The organism is Rhodococcus sp. NPDC058521 (assembly GCF_042719695.1).
Classification (GTDB): domain Bacteria; phylum Actinomycetota; class Actinomycetes; order Mycobacteriales; family Mycobacteriaceae; genus Rhodococcus_F.
The window spans coordinates 192,854-206,959 of record NZ_JBHXNL010000005.1; the positions used below are offsets into that span (position 1 = coordinate 192,854).

At 64.9% G+C, this 14,106-nt stretch carries 13 protein-coding genes and 1 pseudogene; 3 read left to right on the plus strand and 11 right to left on the minus strand.

Translation table 11 applies throughout. The features are described 5' to 3' along the window. Positions 1-59: 59 nt before the first annotated feature. The 4 genes and pseudogenes from ACFWO3_RS10775 to pruA form a co-directional block, all read right to left on the minus strand. Entirely contained in the window at positions 60-1,460 is a 1,401-nt protein-coding gene (locus ACFWO3_RS10775; protein WP_378577060.1) for an acyl-CoA synthetase, read from the minus strand. A gap of 12 nt (positions 1,461-1,472) precedes the next feature. Continuing rightward, positions 1,473-2,135, minus strand: a complete 663-nt coding sequence (locus tag ACFWO3_RS10780; protein WP_378577063.1) for a rhomboid family intramembrane serine protease — start codon at positions 2,133-2,135, stop codon at positions 1,473-1,475. Between the two features lie 30 nt (positions 2,136-2,165). Next, positions 2,166-3,110, minus strand: coding sequence for a proline dehydrogenase family protein (locus tag ACFWO3_RS10785; RefSeq protein ID WP_378577351.1), 945 nt, complete (start codon positions 3,108-3,110; stop codon positions 2,166-2,168). 5 nt (positions 3,111-3,115) lie between these two features. Further along, a pseudogene (gene pruA, locus ACFWO3_RS10790) lies at positions 3,116-4,742 on the minus strand (L-glutamate gamma-semialdehyde dehydrogenase). Positions 4,743-4,782: 40 nt separating this feature from the next. Between pruA and ACFWO3_RS10795 the strand changes: the two are divergent. Then, complete coding sequence (locus tag ACFWO3_RS10795; RefSeq protein ID WP_378577065.1) at positions 4,783-5,352, plus strand: hypothetical protein; 570 nt, start codon at positions 4,783-4,785, stop codon at positions 5,350-5,352. On the opposite strand, the gene ACFWO3_RS10800 is transcribed toward ACFWO3_RS10795, so the two are convergent. Both ACFWO3_RS10800 and ACFWO3_RS10805 read right to left on the minus strand, forming a co-directional pair. Further along, entirely contained in the window at positions 5,353-5,742 is a 390-nt protein-coding gene (locus ACFWO3_RS10800) for a PPOX class F420-dependent oxidoreductase (protein ID WP_378577067.1), read from the minus strand. Positions 5,743-5,847: 105 nt separating this feature from the next. Continuing rightward, on the minus strand, positions 5,848-7,167 hold the full coding sequence (locus ACFWO3_RS10805; protein WP_378577070.1) for a DUF222 domain-containing protein: 1,320 nt from the start codon (positions 7,165-7,167) through the stop codon (positions 5,848-5,850). Positions 7,168-7,343: 176 nt separating this feature from the next. Here ACFWO3_RS10805 and ACFWO3_RS10810 point away from each other — a divergent pair, with 176 nt between their 5' ends. Together ACFWO3_RS10810 and ACFWO3_RS10815 are read left to right on the plus strand one after the other, a co-directional pair. Then, the gene (locus ACFWO3_RS10810) at positions 7,344-7,736 is read left to right on the plus strand and encodes a RidA family protein (protein WP_378577073.1); all 393 of its coding nucleotides are present in this window, start codon (positions 7,344-7,346) and stop codon (positions 7,734-7,736) included. 28 nt (positions 7,737-7,764) lie between these two features. Further along, a complete protein-coding gene (locus ACFWO3_RS10815; RefSeq protein ID WP_378577075.1) occupies positions 7,765-8,487 on the plus strand; it encodes a hypothetical protein in 723 nt (240 codons plus the stop codon). On the opposite strand, the gene ACFWO3_RS10820 is transcribed toward ACFWO3_RS10815, so the two are convergent. From ACFWO3_RS10820 to ACFWO3_RS10840, 5 genes are all read right to left on the minus strand, one after another. After that, positions 8,456-9,124, minus strand: a complete 669-nt coding sequence (locus ACFWO3_RS10820) for a DNA alkylation repair protein (RefSeq protein WP_378577077.1) — start codon at positions 9,122-9,124, stop codon at positions 8,456-8,458. The two genes, ACFWO3_RS10815 and ACFWO3_RS10820, sit on opposite strands and share 32 nt — an antisense overlap. 3 nt (positions 9,125-9,127) lie before the next feature. After that, entirely contained in the window at positions 9,128-10,231 is a 1,104-nt protein-coding gene (gene dapC / locus ACFWO3_RS10825) for a succinyldiaminopimelate transaminase (protein WP_378577080.1), read from the minus strand. Positions 10,232-10,236: 5 nt separating this feature from the next. Then, positions 10,237-10,560 carry a ferredoxin gene (fdxA, locus tag ACFWO3_RS10830; protein WP_378577083.1) on the minus strand — a complete coding sequence of 108 codons (324 nt, stop codon included), beginning with the start codon at positions 10,558-10,560 and terminating at the stop codon, positions 10,237-10,239. Between the two features lie 128 nt (positions 10,561-10,688). Continuing rightward, positions 10,689-11,486 carry a hypothetical protein gene (locus tag ACFWO3_RS10835; protein ID WP_378577086.1) on the minus strand — a complete coding sequence of 266 codons (798 nt, stop codon included), beginning with the start codon at positions 11,484-11,486 and terminating at the stop codon, positions 10,689-10,691. Continuing rightward, the gene (locus ACFWO3_RS10840) at positions 11,483-14,101 is read right to left on the minus strand and encodes a bifunctional FO biosynthesis protein CofGH (RefSeq protein WP_378577088.1); all 2,619 of its coding nucleotides are present in this window, start codon (positions 14,099-14,101) and stop codon (positions 11,483-11,485) included. The genes ACFWO3_RS10835 and ACFWO3_RS10840 overlap by 4 nt, the downstream gene beginning before the upstream one ends. Positions 14,102-14,106 lie beyond the last annotated feature (5 nt).

The following is a 14,106-nucleotide window of genomic DNA, read 5'->3' on the forward strand; positions in this document are numbered from 1 at the left end:
GACAGACCTCTGCAGTTGTGAGAAACACCAAACTCGCTGGTAGCCGAGCTACCAATCGGTCACATGAGGTTTTTCTTCTGGAGCTTGCCCATTGCGTTCCGCGGGAGCGACTCGACCACCCGAATCTCCCGCGGCCGCTTGTGCACGGACAGTTCGGTGGCCACGTGCTCGGTCAACACCTGCTCGGAAACCTCTTCGCCGACAACGAATGCCACCACGCGCTGACCGAGGTCGGCATCCGGCAACCCGACCACCGCGGCCTCACGCACACTCGGGTGTCCCAGGAGCGCTTCTTCGACCTCGCCCGCACCGATCCTGAACCCTCCGGACTTGATCAGATCGGTGGAGGCTCGGCCCACGATGCGATGGAAACCCTCTTCGTCGACGACGGCGACATCACCCGTCACGAACCAGTCGTCGTCCGTCCACGAGTCCGCGGTGGCATCAGGGCGGTTCAGGTAACCGTCGAACAGAGTTGCGCCACGTACCTGAAGGTTTCCGATGCTCTCACCGTCGTGCGGTACGTCCGCGCCCGAATCGTCGCGAAGGCGCGTCTCGACACCGCGAACGGGAAGCCCGACCCAACCGGGCCGACGTTCACCGTCGAACCTGGTGCTGAGGGTCAGCATCGTTTCGCTCATGCCGTAACGCTCGATGGGCGCTTGGCCGGTCAGCTCACGAAGTCGTTCGAACACGGAGACGGGCAGCGGTGCACTACCCGAGACCAGCAGGCGTGCCCCGGACAGCGCCCGCGCCGAGTCCTCGTCCTGCACCACGCGCGACCAGACCGTCGGGACACCGAAGTACAGCGTTCCGCCGGCCGCCGCGTACGCCTCGGGCGTCGGTTTCCCGGTGTGTACCAACCGGCTGCCGGTCCTCAGTGGACCCAGCATCCCGAGGACGAGTCCGTGCACGTGGAACAGCGGAAGCCCGTGAACGACCGTGTCTCGGAACGTCCAGTTCCACGCCTCGGCGAGAGCATCGATCCCGGCAGCTACTGCCCCGCGACTGAGCAGCACTCCCTTCGGCGGCCCCGTCGTACCGGAGGTGTACAGGATGAAAGCAGTGGAATGGGACGGCGGCTCCGGATAGCTGTGCCAGGACCGAGCGTGCAATCGCACCGGGACGACAGGCAGGCCACCCGTGTCCTCGTCCGTGTCCCCCAGCCAGGCCTGGGCGCCCGAATCGCGCAGAATGTGCTCGCGCTCGGCGCGCCCCGAGTCGGGCGGAACCGGGACCACGACCACTCCCGCAATCAGGCAGCCGACGACGGCAAGAACCGTCTTGGCAGTCGGAGTCGCGAGAACTGCCACACGGTCGGCCCGCGACACCCGCTCCGCAACCGAGGTGGCAGCGCCCAGAATGTCACTGCGAGACAGTGTGGCTTCGCCGATTCGGATGGCTTCGGAATCGTCGTCACCACGCGCGACGGCAAGCGGATTCAGTGAGGTCAGCAACACACCGACAGCTTCTCACAACCCCGTTCCGACACGTTCGGAGAAAGCCCTCTGATCCACTGGTGGGGACACGGTCGCCAGTGCTGCGCCGAGCATCGCGCCCGTGAGAACTGCCAGTCCGTGCGCGTCACCCAAACCGATCAGGAACACGCCGCTCAGGATGACCCCCGCAGCAAGCCACAGCTCTCGACGGCTCGTGTGGGCGGTGACCACCATGCCGACCATCGAGGCCGCGAGAGCGAGGGTCGCAGCCGAGTTTCCCGCACCTGTCGAAGGGAAGACGAACGCCGTGAACAAGTCGAAGATGGCTTGCCCGAGTACGAACAGCGCCGCTGCCCGCCACGCACCCCAGAACCGCACCGCGACCGGAGCAACGATGGCAAGGGCGGCGAGGTTCACGGCGGTACCGACCAGACCACCGTCCTGCACGGCGACCGACGTGACGATCCGCCACCACTGTCCGTCACGGATCAGGGCGGGGTCACGTTCGAACGCATCGAGCAGCACGGGGACGGCGATCTGCAGCAGTGAAGGCACCGCAACCACCGCCCACATGCACACAGCGGCGCGAGGAATCGAGCCTGTTGTCGCTACTCGAGCGCGGCCGGCTCGTATTGCGAGCACCAGAACAACGGCGAGCAGAGCCCATCCCGCCGGTCCAGAACCCGAAGTAACCACGAGGCAACTGTACCGTCGGGCGAATCGGGTTCAGTCGTCCGTCACCACCGAACGGAGGAAGAACCGCAGGTTCGACGGCCGCTCCGCAAGCCGCCGCATGAAGTAGCCGTACCACTTGGTGCCGTACGGAACGTAGACGCGAACTCGGCGCCCGGCGTCCACGAGACGTCGCTGCTCTCCGCCACGGATGCCGTAGAGCATCTGATGCTCGTACTCGTCCAGGTGGCGTTCGCCCCGCAATGTGTCGACGGCGGCGATCATCGCCGGATCGTGTGAAGCGACCATCGGATAGCCGTGTCCTGCGAACAGAACCTCCAGGCAGTGCCGATACGAGGCATCCACCTCCTGTTTGTTTCGGAACGCCACCGATGTGGGCTCGTTGTATGCCCCCTTGCACAGGCGCACGCGCGAACCCGCATCGCGCAGTTCGAGGCAGTCCCGCGCTGTGCGTCTCAGATATGCCTGCAGGACCACTCCGAGCCACGGAAAGTCGAGCCGCAGTGCCCGCACGATCGCCAAGGTCGAATCCGTCGTCGTGTGATCTTCCGCGTCCACCGTCACCCAGATTCCGGCTGCTTCGGCGGCAGCACAGACGATGCGTGCGTTCGCCGCAGCGATCTCGTCACCACCGGGCCCGAGCCCACGCCCGAGCGCCGACAGTTTCACCGAGACTTCGACGTCGTGGTTGTCGTGCGGCAGCTCCGCGATCAGTTCGAGGTACTCCTGCACGGTCGCTCGTGCGGTGACCAGATCGGTCGTGTCCTCCCCCAGAAAGTCGATCGACACCGCCCGTCCCGATCCGAGCAGGCCGGTTGCGGCCGCGATGGCCTGCTCTCGTGTCTCGCCCGACACGAATCTGTCGACGATCCTCCGAGTTACCGGAGCATTGGTGATCGCCCGCTCGAGGCCCTGCGAACCGGCCGCCGCGAGGATCGCCGGACGAAGCGGATTCGAGAGGGATGCCGGCACCTTCATGGCGCTCACTCACCCATGTGCGGATAACGATGTTCGGTCGCGGGCACGAAGGTCTCTTTGATCGTGCGAGCCGATACCCACCGCATCAGGTTCAGAATCGAACCGGCCTTGTCGTTGGTTCCCGAAGCTCGCGCACCACCGAAGGGCTGTTGACCCACCACTGCGCCCGTAGGTTTGTCGTTGATGTAGAAATTGCCGGCGGTGTAGCGAAGAGCCTCCGTTGCCTGCGACACCGCCTGACGGTCGTTCGCCACCACCGCGCCCGTGAGCGCGTAAGGCGCAGCCGTGTCCACGGCGGTGAGAACGTCCTCGAAAGCGGACGGTACGGAGTCGTCGTAGACGTGCACGGTGAGGATCGGACCGAAGTATTCGGTGGTCATCGCCTCGTCCAGCGGGTCGTCCGCAAGCAGCACCGTCGGGCGGACGAAGTACCCGACGCCGTCGTCGTACTTCCCGCCAACCGCGATGTCGAGGTCGGCTTTCCCCCGTGCCCGCTCGATGGCCGCAACGTTCTTGTCGAAGGCGCGACGATCGATGAGCGCACCACCGAAATTGCCGAGATCGGTGACGTCGCCATAGGAAATGGCATCGACCTCGGCAAGGAATTCGTCACGCATCTTCTGCCACAACGAGCGCGGCACGTAGGCACGCGATGCGGCGGAGCATTTCTGCCCCTGGTATTCGTAGGCACCGCGAATCAGTGCGGTCCGCAGTACCGCCTCGTCCGCCGACGCGTGTGCGACGACGAAGTCCTTTCCGCCGGTCTCCCCCACGAGACGCGGATAACCGCGGTAGTCGGCGATGTGCTCGCCGACCTGTTTCCACAGATGCTGGAACGTCCGCGTCGAACCCGTGAAATGTATTCCTGCCAATCGTGGGTCGGAGAGCACCACATCGGACACCGGTTGACCATTACCGGTGACCAGGTTGATCACCCCCGGCCGCCTCGAGGAGTTGCAGTGTCCAGTAGGCTGCCACGGTCTGGGTCTGCGACGGCTTCCACACCACCGTGTTTCCCATCAACGCCGGCGCCGTCGGAAGGTTTCCGGCGATGGCACTGAAGTTGAACGGCGTGACGGCGTAGACGAACCCTTCCAACGGCCGGTATTCGAGCCGGTTCCATACTCCCGGAGACGAGATCGGCTGGCCTTCGAGAATCTGTCGCGCGAAATGGACATTGAACCGCCAAAAGTCGACCAACTCGCACGGCGCGTCGATCTCCGCTTGCTGAACCGACTTGGACTGCCCCAACATCGTTGCCGCCGCCAAAGTCTCACGCCACGGACCCGCCAGCAGGTCGGCCGCTCGCAGGATCACCGACGCACGATCGTCGAACGACAGGTCTCGCCATGCCGGGGCGGCGGCAATCGCTGCGTCGACGGCCGCCGACGCATCCTCGTGGCCGGCGTTACGCAGGGTGCCGAGTACCGCGGAATGGCGGTGTGGCTGAACTACGTCGACACTCTCGCCGGACCCGGAACCACGGACTCCTCCGACGACGTGGGGAATGTCCACCGGATCGGTGGCGATGTCGGCCAGCGCGGACCGCAGTCTGGCGCGTTCGGGACTGCCGGGTGCATAGGTGTGACCCGGCTCGTTGGTGGGCATCGGAACCTGAGTGATCGCGTCCATGGCGCCTACCTCCTGTTCCCAGGTTAGCTACGCTCGGCGCATGTCGGCACGGAACCGAGTGACCCCTTTCTCGGACATCGTCGCCATCGCACTGCGTGGGTTGTTCATGGGGAATCGTGGCTGCCTGCATCGCGACGGTGACCTGGTGCGACACCACTCCGGCAAACGGTGGATAACCTGCGATACCGACTTCCGCGACCGCAAAGTTGAGCAGTGGGCGCAGGGTCGGTACACGGTGCTCTTCTTCCACGACGAGGCGGTCGCCCTCGCGGCCGGGCACCGTCCATGTGCCGAGTGCCGTCGGCCGTGCTACAACGCGTTCCGGGAAGCGTGGGGCGGCCGCCCGAGCGCGGACGAGATGGATGCGCGGTTGCACCGTGAACGGCTCGGCGAGAGGCCGACGGCGGACTGGTCGACGCTGCCGCACGGGGCCTTCGTCTGCGTCGACGCCCTTCCGATGCTGGTAACTCAGGACAGCATCGTGCCTTGGTCCGTCGACGGGTACGGCGTTCCCACGCCGCGACCTCGTACCGGGCAGGTGACGGTACTGACACCGGCGTCGACAGTCGCGGTTCTGGGCGCCGGGTACGAACCGTTATTGGCTATCTGATCAGGTCACGTCACGTGCGTCGACCTTCATCGCGTGCACGTCGAGCTCCGTTCCTTCGAGTCCGAAACTGATGATGCGTTCGGGGTGGACACGAATGGTGGCGGTGGCGTCGATCGCTTCGGCTCGGCCGCGTATCTCGACGCACCGAACTCGCCACGGGTCGACGGAGGGCAGGTCGTCCACGACGAACGCCACCCCGCCGTTGTCTGCGACGTTCTTGAACTTGCGACTGGCGGTCATCTTGTATCCCTGGATGTCGATGGTGCCGCTGTCGCTGTCCACGGTGAATCCGACTGGACTGACTTGCAGGGTTCCGTTCGGCTGAACGGTCGCGAGACGGCCGAGGTGCTGCGTAGACAGGTAGTCGAGTTCCTGCTTCGAAAAGGTCATGTCTCGAACGTAGAACCCGAACTGCACTCGAGGTCAAGAGATAGTGGCATGCCGATTGGCGCCGCCTGGTGGTGGTTGGTGGGCGGCGCTGGTCGGTGGTGTGGGTCAGTCGGCGTCGGGTCCGGCCCTGGTGTGCTCGTGTCCGGTGCGGCGGTTCGACGGCAACACCGGTCGCTCACCCGGAAGTGGTGGGGGTAGGAACCACGGATACCGATCGCCGCCCATGATCACTTCCCACCGGGAGTGATGGATCAGTCGGTGATGAAACCCGCACAGCAACACCAGATTGTTCAGGTTCGTGGGTCCGTGATCGGCCCAGTGCACGATGTGATGACCTTCGCACCACGACACCGGTGCCCCACAGTTCGGGAACGCACACCCACCATCACGCACCGCGAGTGCGCGGCGTTGTTTCGCGGTCACCGTGCGGACCGTGGCCCCCACATCCAATGGGGCACCGTCCGGGTCGACGACCACCGCCGAGAGCAGACAATCACAGGCGAGCATGCGGGTGGTGGAGATCGTCAACGGACCCATCCACGACGCCCACCCCACATGATCATGTTCCGGATCGGACAGCAGATCCCGATGCGAGTCGGCGGCCGAGGAATCAGGAGCGGGTTTCGGATGCGAGGCAAGATCGGCCGCCTTCACCATCACCGACAGATGCGGCTTCACACCACCCTCGGACGGGCCGGCCCCGGCAGCCAAATAGCGGCGGAGCAGTTCGGTGAACCCATCCGCCCGCCGCTTGGCCGGAGAACGCGAATCCTTGGTGCCGTCGGTGGCGGGGCGCGGCGCGCAGAGCCCGGACAACGCGGACAGCAGCATTTCCCCGGACACCGCATCCAAATCGGCCTTCACCGCCACCCGACCGTTCAACGTCCGGCAGGCATGAAATTCGTTACGGTCGGTGTCCTCGGCCGGTGGTGGGGTGTCGGATTCGAAGATCCGTTCCAGTTTCGCGATCACCGCCCGCACCCCAGGTGCGGTCGCCAACGGTCCCCGCCCCGCCACCAACAGTGCGTCCACACACGCCGGTAAGGCATCGGCGGGCATTCCTGCCGGCGGGTTCTCGCAGAACCCGACGATCAGCCCCGCCACCGCGATCGACACCTCACCCGCATCCAACGCTGCACCCACCGACGGGTACTTCCCCAACACCGCACCCAACGAGATCAACCTGCCTGCGGCACCGACCTCGAGCAATGTGGTGTGCCCCAACCACATCTTCGTATTCCGATACCCCAGCACGTCCATCCGGCAGTGGGCATCGACCTCGGCCACCAACCGCACCCGCCGCGCCTCCAACACCGCGATCTGCGACGACACCTCGAGCACCGCATCACACAACACCCGATCCGCCAACCGCCACGCATCATCCGACGATGACTCCACCCCCGAGAAAACGTCCCCCGACCCCATGCACCCACTCTAGTTCGAACACCAGTTCGAGTCAATGGTTCGAGTCGTCCACACTCTCGAAGGGCGGCAAGGTGATTGGGCACGCCTGGTACGTGGCCCAGCGCAGACAGTTGGCGGCGGACCATGCGAGAGAATTCGATCGCAATCCGTCGGACCCTCATGATCTACTTCTGCCCATGCCGATCGACATCAGCAATCCCGCCGAACTCCACGACCCCACCAGCTTCGGGTACAGCCACGTCGCCAAGGTGACCGGTGAGCAGGTTTTCATCGCCGGACAGTACGATTCCGACGCACACGGGCACACCACAAGTTCCGACTTCGCCACCCAATTGGACAGAGCTTTCACCAACCTCGGAATCGCCTTGCGCTCGGCTGGATTGGACTACGCGGACGTCTTCGCGCTGCGCACCTTCGTCGTCGATCACGACATGGGGAAACTCGAGGTGCTGGGCAAGAAAATCGCGGAGATCTGGGGCGACCGCCCACCGGTTCAGACGCTGCTCGGAGTGGCGGCGCTCGCTTTGCCCGGCATGTTGTTCGAGGTCGACGCAATCGCGGCCCGCTGAGGATTCCCCCGAAAGGATCTCGTTACCAATGTCTTTCGTCGGCGACACCCTCGTCACCGCCCGATCCTTCGCCGAGTATCAGGCGATGTTCGCGCTGTCTCGCGAAGATCTGACCGGACGCATCCTGGACTGCCCCGCGGGCGCCGCCGACTTCGTGCGCGAAGTGAACACCCGCGGTGGTCGGGCCGTCGCGTGCGATGCCGTGTACGTCGGGCGAAGCACCGAGGAACTAGCCGCAATTGCACGCGCTGAAACCGATCGGGGCAACACCTACGTCCGAGACCACGCAGAAGACTATGTCTGGCGCTTCTTCTCGACTCCTGACGATCACCATGACTCCCGACGAGAGTCCGTGCGTGGCTTCGCTGCCGATGTGGCACGAAACCCCGGGCACTACGTCCCCGGCAAACTGCCGTCGCTTCCCTTCACCGACTCCGCCTTCGACCTCGTGGTGAGTTCGCACCTGCTGTTCAGCTACACGGACCGGCTCGATCACGAATTCCATGTCGACGCGATCACCGAAATGCTGCGAGTTGCAGTCAGAGAAGTTCGGATCTTTCCCCTCGTACCGATGGGCTCCACCGAGATCTACAAGGGGATGGACTCGCTACGCGACCACTTGAGCACCCTGGGAGTGGACACGAACATCTTCCCGGTCGACTACGAGTTCCAGCGCAACGCCGACCACATGCTCGTGTGCACGCACACGCCGCGTTCCGTCACGCCTTCTGGCGACGCACCATCTCGTTGATCCAAATCGGCGCGAACGGCGACGTGCAACCCGGAGACGTCGGGTAGTCGGCAAGCACCTGCAACGACTCTCCGATCGCGAGTGCCCGATCCCGAAGGTGTGGGTGGTGAATTCCGATTTGGGCGAGTGTCTCGTTCATCGACCATTGCAAGGAGGCCGGCGCCTCACGCATGTCGCGTTCGACGAGGTCGAGCAGTCCGTCGAGGTCGAGCCCTTCGGGCATCTTCACGACTCTTTCGCTGGTGAGTGCCCAACCGACCGAGGCGACAACCGGGCCCGCATCGGCAAACCAGGCCGAACGCAGTTCTTCGGCGTGCGGCGACTTCTTCACGACGTAGTTGACGAGCCAATCGTGGACCTTCGGTGCATGCTTCGACCGCACCATCGTGTCGAGGTCGGACGTGCTGTACAAGCGTGGTCGACAGATCAACAGGGCAAGCAGTTGGGCCGAGGTGCCCGTACTCCACAACTGCTGCGCCAGATCGTGGTCCGTCTTGACCTTCTTGGCCAGCGCACGAAGTTTGCCGAGATTGATTCCGTGATCGTCCCCGCGCTTCTCGTTCGCAGCCCGGACCTTCGGGTCCTCGAGCGCTTCCAGTTCGGCGAGAGCCTGATCGAGTGACAGTTTCTGGGACATACCCTAGGCCGAGAGGCGTTCCGCTGCGGCAGCGATGTCCCCGTCGCTCGCTGTCAATGCGATGCGAACGTGTGTGCCACCTCGGGGTCCGTAGAACTCACCGGGCGCGACGAGAATGCCACGTTCGGCAAACCATTCGACCGTGTCGCGGCACGCTTCGCCGCGGGTGGCCCAGAGATACAGGCCGGCCTCGGAGTCGTCGACCGTGAAGCCTGCCTCACGCACAGCCGCGAGCAGGGTGTCACGTCGTTTCCGGTACCGCTCACGCTGCTCGTTCTCGTGCGCGTCGTCGTTCAGCGCGGCAGTCATGGCCGCCTGAATCGGTAGCGGCACCATCATTCCCGCGTGCTTGCGCACTTCGAGGAGTTCTGCGACCAAGGCCGGATCGCCGGTGACGAAGCCGGCGCGATAGCTCGCAAGGTTGGAAGTCTTGGACAACGAGTGCACGGCGAGCAGGTTGTCGAGATTGCCATCGTTCACGCGCTCGTCCAGTATCGAGAATGCCTCGCCTTCCCAGGTCAGCCCGAGGTAGCACTCGTCGGAGACGATGATGGCACCGCGTTCGCGCGCCCAGCCGACCACCTTGCGCAGATGATCGAGCCCCAGCACCTTGCCGGTCGGGTTGGACGGCGAGTTGACGAAGATCAACGACGCCCGTTCGGGGCCGAGTCGGTTGAGCCCATCCGCACGCAGCGTGCGGGCACCGGCGAGAAGGGCACCCACCTCGTACGTCGGGTACGCCAGTTCCGGAATGACGACGAGGTCATCGGAGCTGAGGCCGAGCAACCGGGGCAACCAGGCGATCAGTTCCTTGGTCCCGATGGCCGGCAGGATGGCGTCGTTCTCGATGCCGGTGATGCCGTATCGCCGCTCCAGTGCACCGACAGTCGCTGCGCGCAGTTCTGCGGTCCCGTGCGTCGTCGGGTAGCCGGGCTTGTCCGCAACGGAATTCAGTGCGTCACGAATGACGGACGCGACCGGGTCGACGGGAGTCCCCACCGACAGGTTGACGATGCCGTCCCGGTACGCCGCCGCCTTGGCCTTGGCGCCCTCCAACGAGTCCCAGGGAAAGTCCGGCAAGGTCCTGGCGACGGGAATTCGAGACAACCTGGCTATTCCTCGCCCATCGGAGGGAGTGCCTTGATGAACGGCGGGTCGTAGTCGACCTTGCCGAGCTTTGCGGCGCCACCCGGCGAGCCGAGATCGTCGAAGAAGTCGACGTTCGCGCTGATGTACCCGTTCCACTGATCCGGGGTGTCGTCCTCGTAGAAGATCGCCTCGACGGGACAGACAGGTTCACAGGCGCCGCAGTCCACACACTCGTCGGGATGGATGTACAACATCCGTCCGCCCTCGTAGATGCAGTCGACAGGGCATTCTTCGATGCATGCCTTGTCCAACACATCCACGCACGGTTCCGCAATTATGTAGGTCACCGCTGCACTCCTACCTTTCTGGCTGACCGACTAGTCGATCCTGGGAGAATCGAGACAAACGCCAGGATTCCGCGAGAAACATTAGTATGCTCTGCTCCCCACGCCCGAATCTGCTAAGGGTTACCTGATCAGAGGCGAGGCGAGACCGATTCCGCGTGTCCCTGTGCACCGCGGCCCGACAAACCCCGAGCCTTGCGGGTGGCGATCCAGCCTTCGCCCTGCTCCGCCGCGCGCACCAATGCACCACGCTCGCCCAGGTAACCGGCAACCGCACCGACGACCGGCAGGTTGCCCAACATCGAGAAGACCTTGCCCGGTTGAGGGCGCTTCTCGAGTTCGCCGCTGATCGCCCGGAAGATGCGCGCCGTACCGATCAGGTTCCCGATGACGGCGAACGGCTGCCAGGAACGGGCTTCCGAATCCGACGTGTCCTGACCTTGGGGATTGGGCAGAACGTGGGCCTCGACCTCCCGGAGACACAGCACCGAGGCGAGGAGATCGACCTGCTCGGCTCGGTCGGTCACTCCGTGTTCGCGGGCCACCGCCACGAGGACGACGGCCTGGTTGGCGAATCCGAGCAGGTCCTGGATAGGGAGCCGGTTGAGCAGCACACCGAACATGCCGGGAAAGGCGACCGCGATCGTGTTGATCGCGCCCAGACGAGTGACCCACCACCTGGCCCTCTCCTCTTCGGTCGCCTTGCTCCAGGCGTCCGTGCCGGGAAAGCGAATCGCGTCGAGAACCCGAGCTGCGCCGTCGAGGAGCGCCTCGGCCGCGCTGCGCTGCGCGTCGTTCGGCACGAACGTGCGACCCTTCAACCCGAGTGGATCGGTGTACGCCAGGTCGAGCACGGGATTGATACCCCACACGGCCCTATCGAGAACGCCGACAACGCGCCGATCCCCGAGGACATCCTTCGAGCTCATGCCGCCGAATCCTTTCCTGTGCGCCTCGCGTGCGTGGTGGTGCGTTCGCGCGCCGGACGTCCGATGCCCTCCGCTATCGCGTGCAGTTCCTCGACGGTCTTCTCCGATCCGTGCTCGGAACCGGCCATTCTGGAGATGGTTTCTTCCATCAGTGTGCCCCCGAGGTCGTTCGCACCGCCCTGCAACATCACCTGCGTCCCGGTCGTTCCGAGCTTCACCCAGCTCGTCTGGATGTTGTCGATGCTGCCGTGCAGCATGATGCGTGCCAGCGCGTGGACGGCGCGGTTGTCTCGGTTGGTCGGGCCGGGGCGAGAGGCCCCAGCCAGGTACAGCGGCGCACTCTGGTGCACGAACGGCAGTGGCACGAACTCGGTGAACCCGCCCGTGCGATCCTGAATCCCGCGCAGCACCCGCAGGTGGCCGACCCAATGGCGTGGGCTGTCGACGTGGCCGTACATCATGGTCGAACTGGATCGCAGCCCCACTTCGTGTGCAGTGGTGACGACGTCGATCCAGGTCGCGGTGGGCAACTTGCCCTTGGTGAGCACCCACCGCACCTCGTCGTCCAGAATCTCGGCCGCGGTGCCCGGGATGGTGTCGAGGCCGGCCTCCCGCAGTTCGGTCAGCCAGTCCCGCACGCTCTGTCCGCCGCGAGAGGCGCCGTTGACGATCTCCATCGGACTGAACGCGTGCACGTGCATGGACGGAACCCGCTTCTTCACCGCCCGAACGAGGTCCGCGTAGCCCGTCACCGGTAGTTCCGGGTCGATGCCGCCCTGCATGCAGACCTCGGTCGCCCCGGCGACATGCGCTTCCCACGCCCGGTCGGCAACCTGATCAGTGGACAGCGTGAACGCGTCGGCGTCGCCTTTACGCTGCGCGAACGCACAGAATCGGCAACCGGTGTAGCAAATATTGGTGAAGTTGATGTTGCGGTTCACGACATAGGTGACCTCTTCGCCCACCGCATCCTTGCGCAGCGAATCGGCCAGCGCGACCACCGCTTCGAGCCCGGGGCCGTCGGCCGTGGCCAATGCGAGGTACTCGTCGTCCGTGAGGGCTGCGGGATCCCGCTCCGCAGCACGGAGGGCCGCGACGACGGTGGTGTCCACGCGGGACGGGGCACTGAGTTCGAGCACCTGTTCGCGAACGGTATCCCAGTCGCCGAACGCGCTACCGAGGTCGCTTCGGGTTTCGGTGTTGCGACCGTCCGTGTCTATCTCGGTGTTGAGGTCGACACGTCCCGTCGATTCCCACGACTCGTCCGGTTCCTGCCACGGCGAACCCACCGGTGTGGTGTCGGCTTTGGCGAGACCGGTGGCGGGGTCGGCCAGCGCTTGCACGTGGCCCGTGATGCGCGGGTCGATCCAAGGAGATCCGGCGAGCACGTACTGCGGTTGCGCTGCGGTCCGCTCGGTCAGTTCGAAACCGGCCTCCGCAGTGATCTCGGCAAGGGTGTCGAGATTGGGCCACGGCCGTTCGGGGTTGACGTGATCCGGGGTCAGCGGCGACACACCGCCCCAATCGTCCACGCCCGCAGCGAGAAGCGCACGGCATTCCTGTGCCGACACCAGGTTGGGCGGGGACTGAATGCGCATCCCCGGACCCAACAGCAGACGCGACACGGCGATTGCCGCGGTGAACTCCTCGAGGCTCGCATCGGGGATGTCCCGCATCGCCGTGTCCGGTTTGGCGAGGAAGTTCTGCACGATCACTTCCTGGATGTGCCCGAACGCCTTGTGGGATTTACGGATTGCCATGATCGACTCGGCACGCTCGGCGAACGTCTCGCCGATGCCGACGAGGATGCCCGTCGTGAACGGAACGCTGAGGCGGCCGGCGTCGGTCAGAGTCCGCAGCCGGACCGCCGGATCCTTGTCGGGGCTGCCGTAGTGGCACTCACCCTTGTCCGTGAACAAGCGGGTGGACGTGGTCTCGAGCATCATGCCCATCGACGGTGCCACCGGCTTGAGACGCGAAATCTCTTCCCAACCCATGACACCGGGATTGAGGTGGGGCAGCAGACCTGTCTCCTCGAGAACGCGAATCGACATCGCACGCAGGTAGTCGAGCGTCGAGTCGTACCCGCGCTCGTCGAGCCACTGCGCCGCCTCTGGCCACCGGTCCTCCGGCCGGTCCCCCAGCGTGAACAACGCCTCCTTGCAACCCAACTCGGCGCCCTGACGAGCGATGTCCAAAATCTCGTCCGGCTCCAGATACATACCGCGTCCTTCGGAACGCAGTTTGCCGGGCACCGTGACAAACGTGCAGTAGTGGCACTTGTCCCGGCACAGACGGGTCAGCGGAATGAACACCTTCCGCGAGTACGTGACGGCCTTGGGCCTGCCGGCGGCCAGCAGCCCGGCATCACGAACCTTGGCCGCAGACGAACAAAGGTCGACGAGATCGTCACCGCGGGCCTGCAGAAGCGTGGTCGCCTCCGCCACGTTCAGGGTTGCGCCGTCCCGCGCGCGTCGCAGCACCCTCCGCATGGCGGACGCGGTCGGTGCGGGCGCAGCGTCGTTCTTCGCCGACGCCGGAACGCCCGGCATGGGAAGCATCGTCGGGCTGCCGGAATCATCACCTGAATGGGTCACCAAGCGATCATGCGCCATGATCG

Bases quoted from the DNA above. Each gene is read 5' to 3' on its own strand.
- ACFWO3_RS10810 (WP_378577073.1), top strand. From the start codon at position 7,344: ATGCCGATCGACATCAGCAATCCCGCCGAACTCCACGACCCCACCAGC.
- ACFWO3_RS10840 (WP_378577088.1), bottom strand. From the start codon at position 14,101: ATGGCGCATGATCGCTTGGTGACCCATTCAGGTGATGATTCCGGCAGC.
- ACFWO3_RS10795 (WP_378577065.1), top strand. From the start codon at position 4,783: ATGTCGGCACGGAACCGAGTGACCCCTTTCTCGGACATCGTCGCCATC.
- ACFWO3_RS10805 (WP_378577070.1), bottom strand. From the start codon at position 7,167: ATGGGGTCGGGGGACGTTTTCTCGGGGGTGGAGTCATCGTCGGATGAT.
- ACFWO3_RS10800 (WP_378577067.1), bottom strand. From the start codon at position 5,742: ATGACCTTTTCGAAGCAGGAACTCGACTACCTGTCTACGCAGCACCTC.
- ACFWO3_RS10820 (WP_378577077.1), bottom strand. From the start codon at position 9,124: ATGTCCCAGAAACTGTCACTCGATCAGGCTCTCGCCGAACTGGAAGCG.
- ACFWO3_RS10835 (WP_378577086.1), bottom strand. From the start codon at position 11,486: ATGAGCTCGAAGGATGTCCTCGGGGATCGGCGCGTTGTCGGCGTTCTC.
- ACFWO3_RS10785 (WP_378577351.1), bottom strand. From the start codon at position 3,110: ATGAAGGTGCCGGCATCCCTCTCGAATCCGCTTCGTCCGGCGATCCTC.
- ACFWO3_RS10815 (WP_378577075.1), top strand. From the start codon at position 7,765: ATGTCTTTCGTCGGCGACACCCTCGTCACCGCCCGATCCTTCGCCGAG.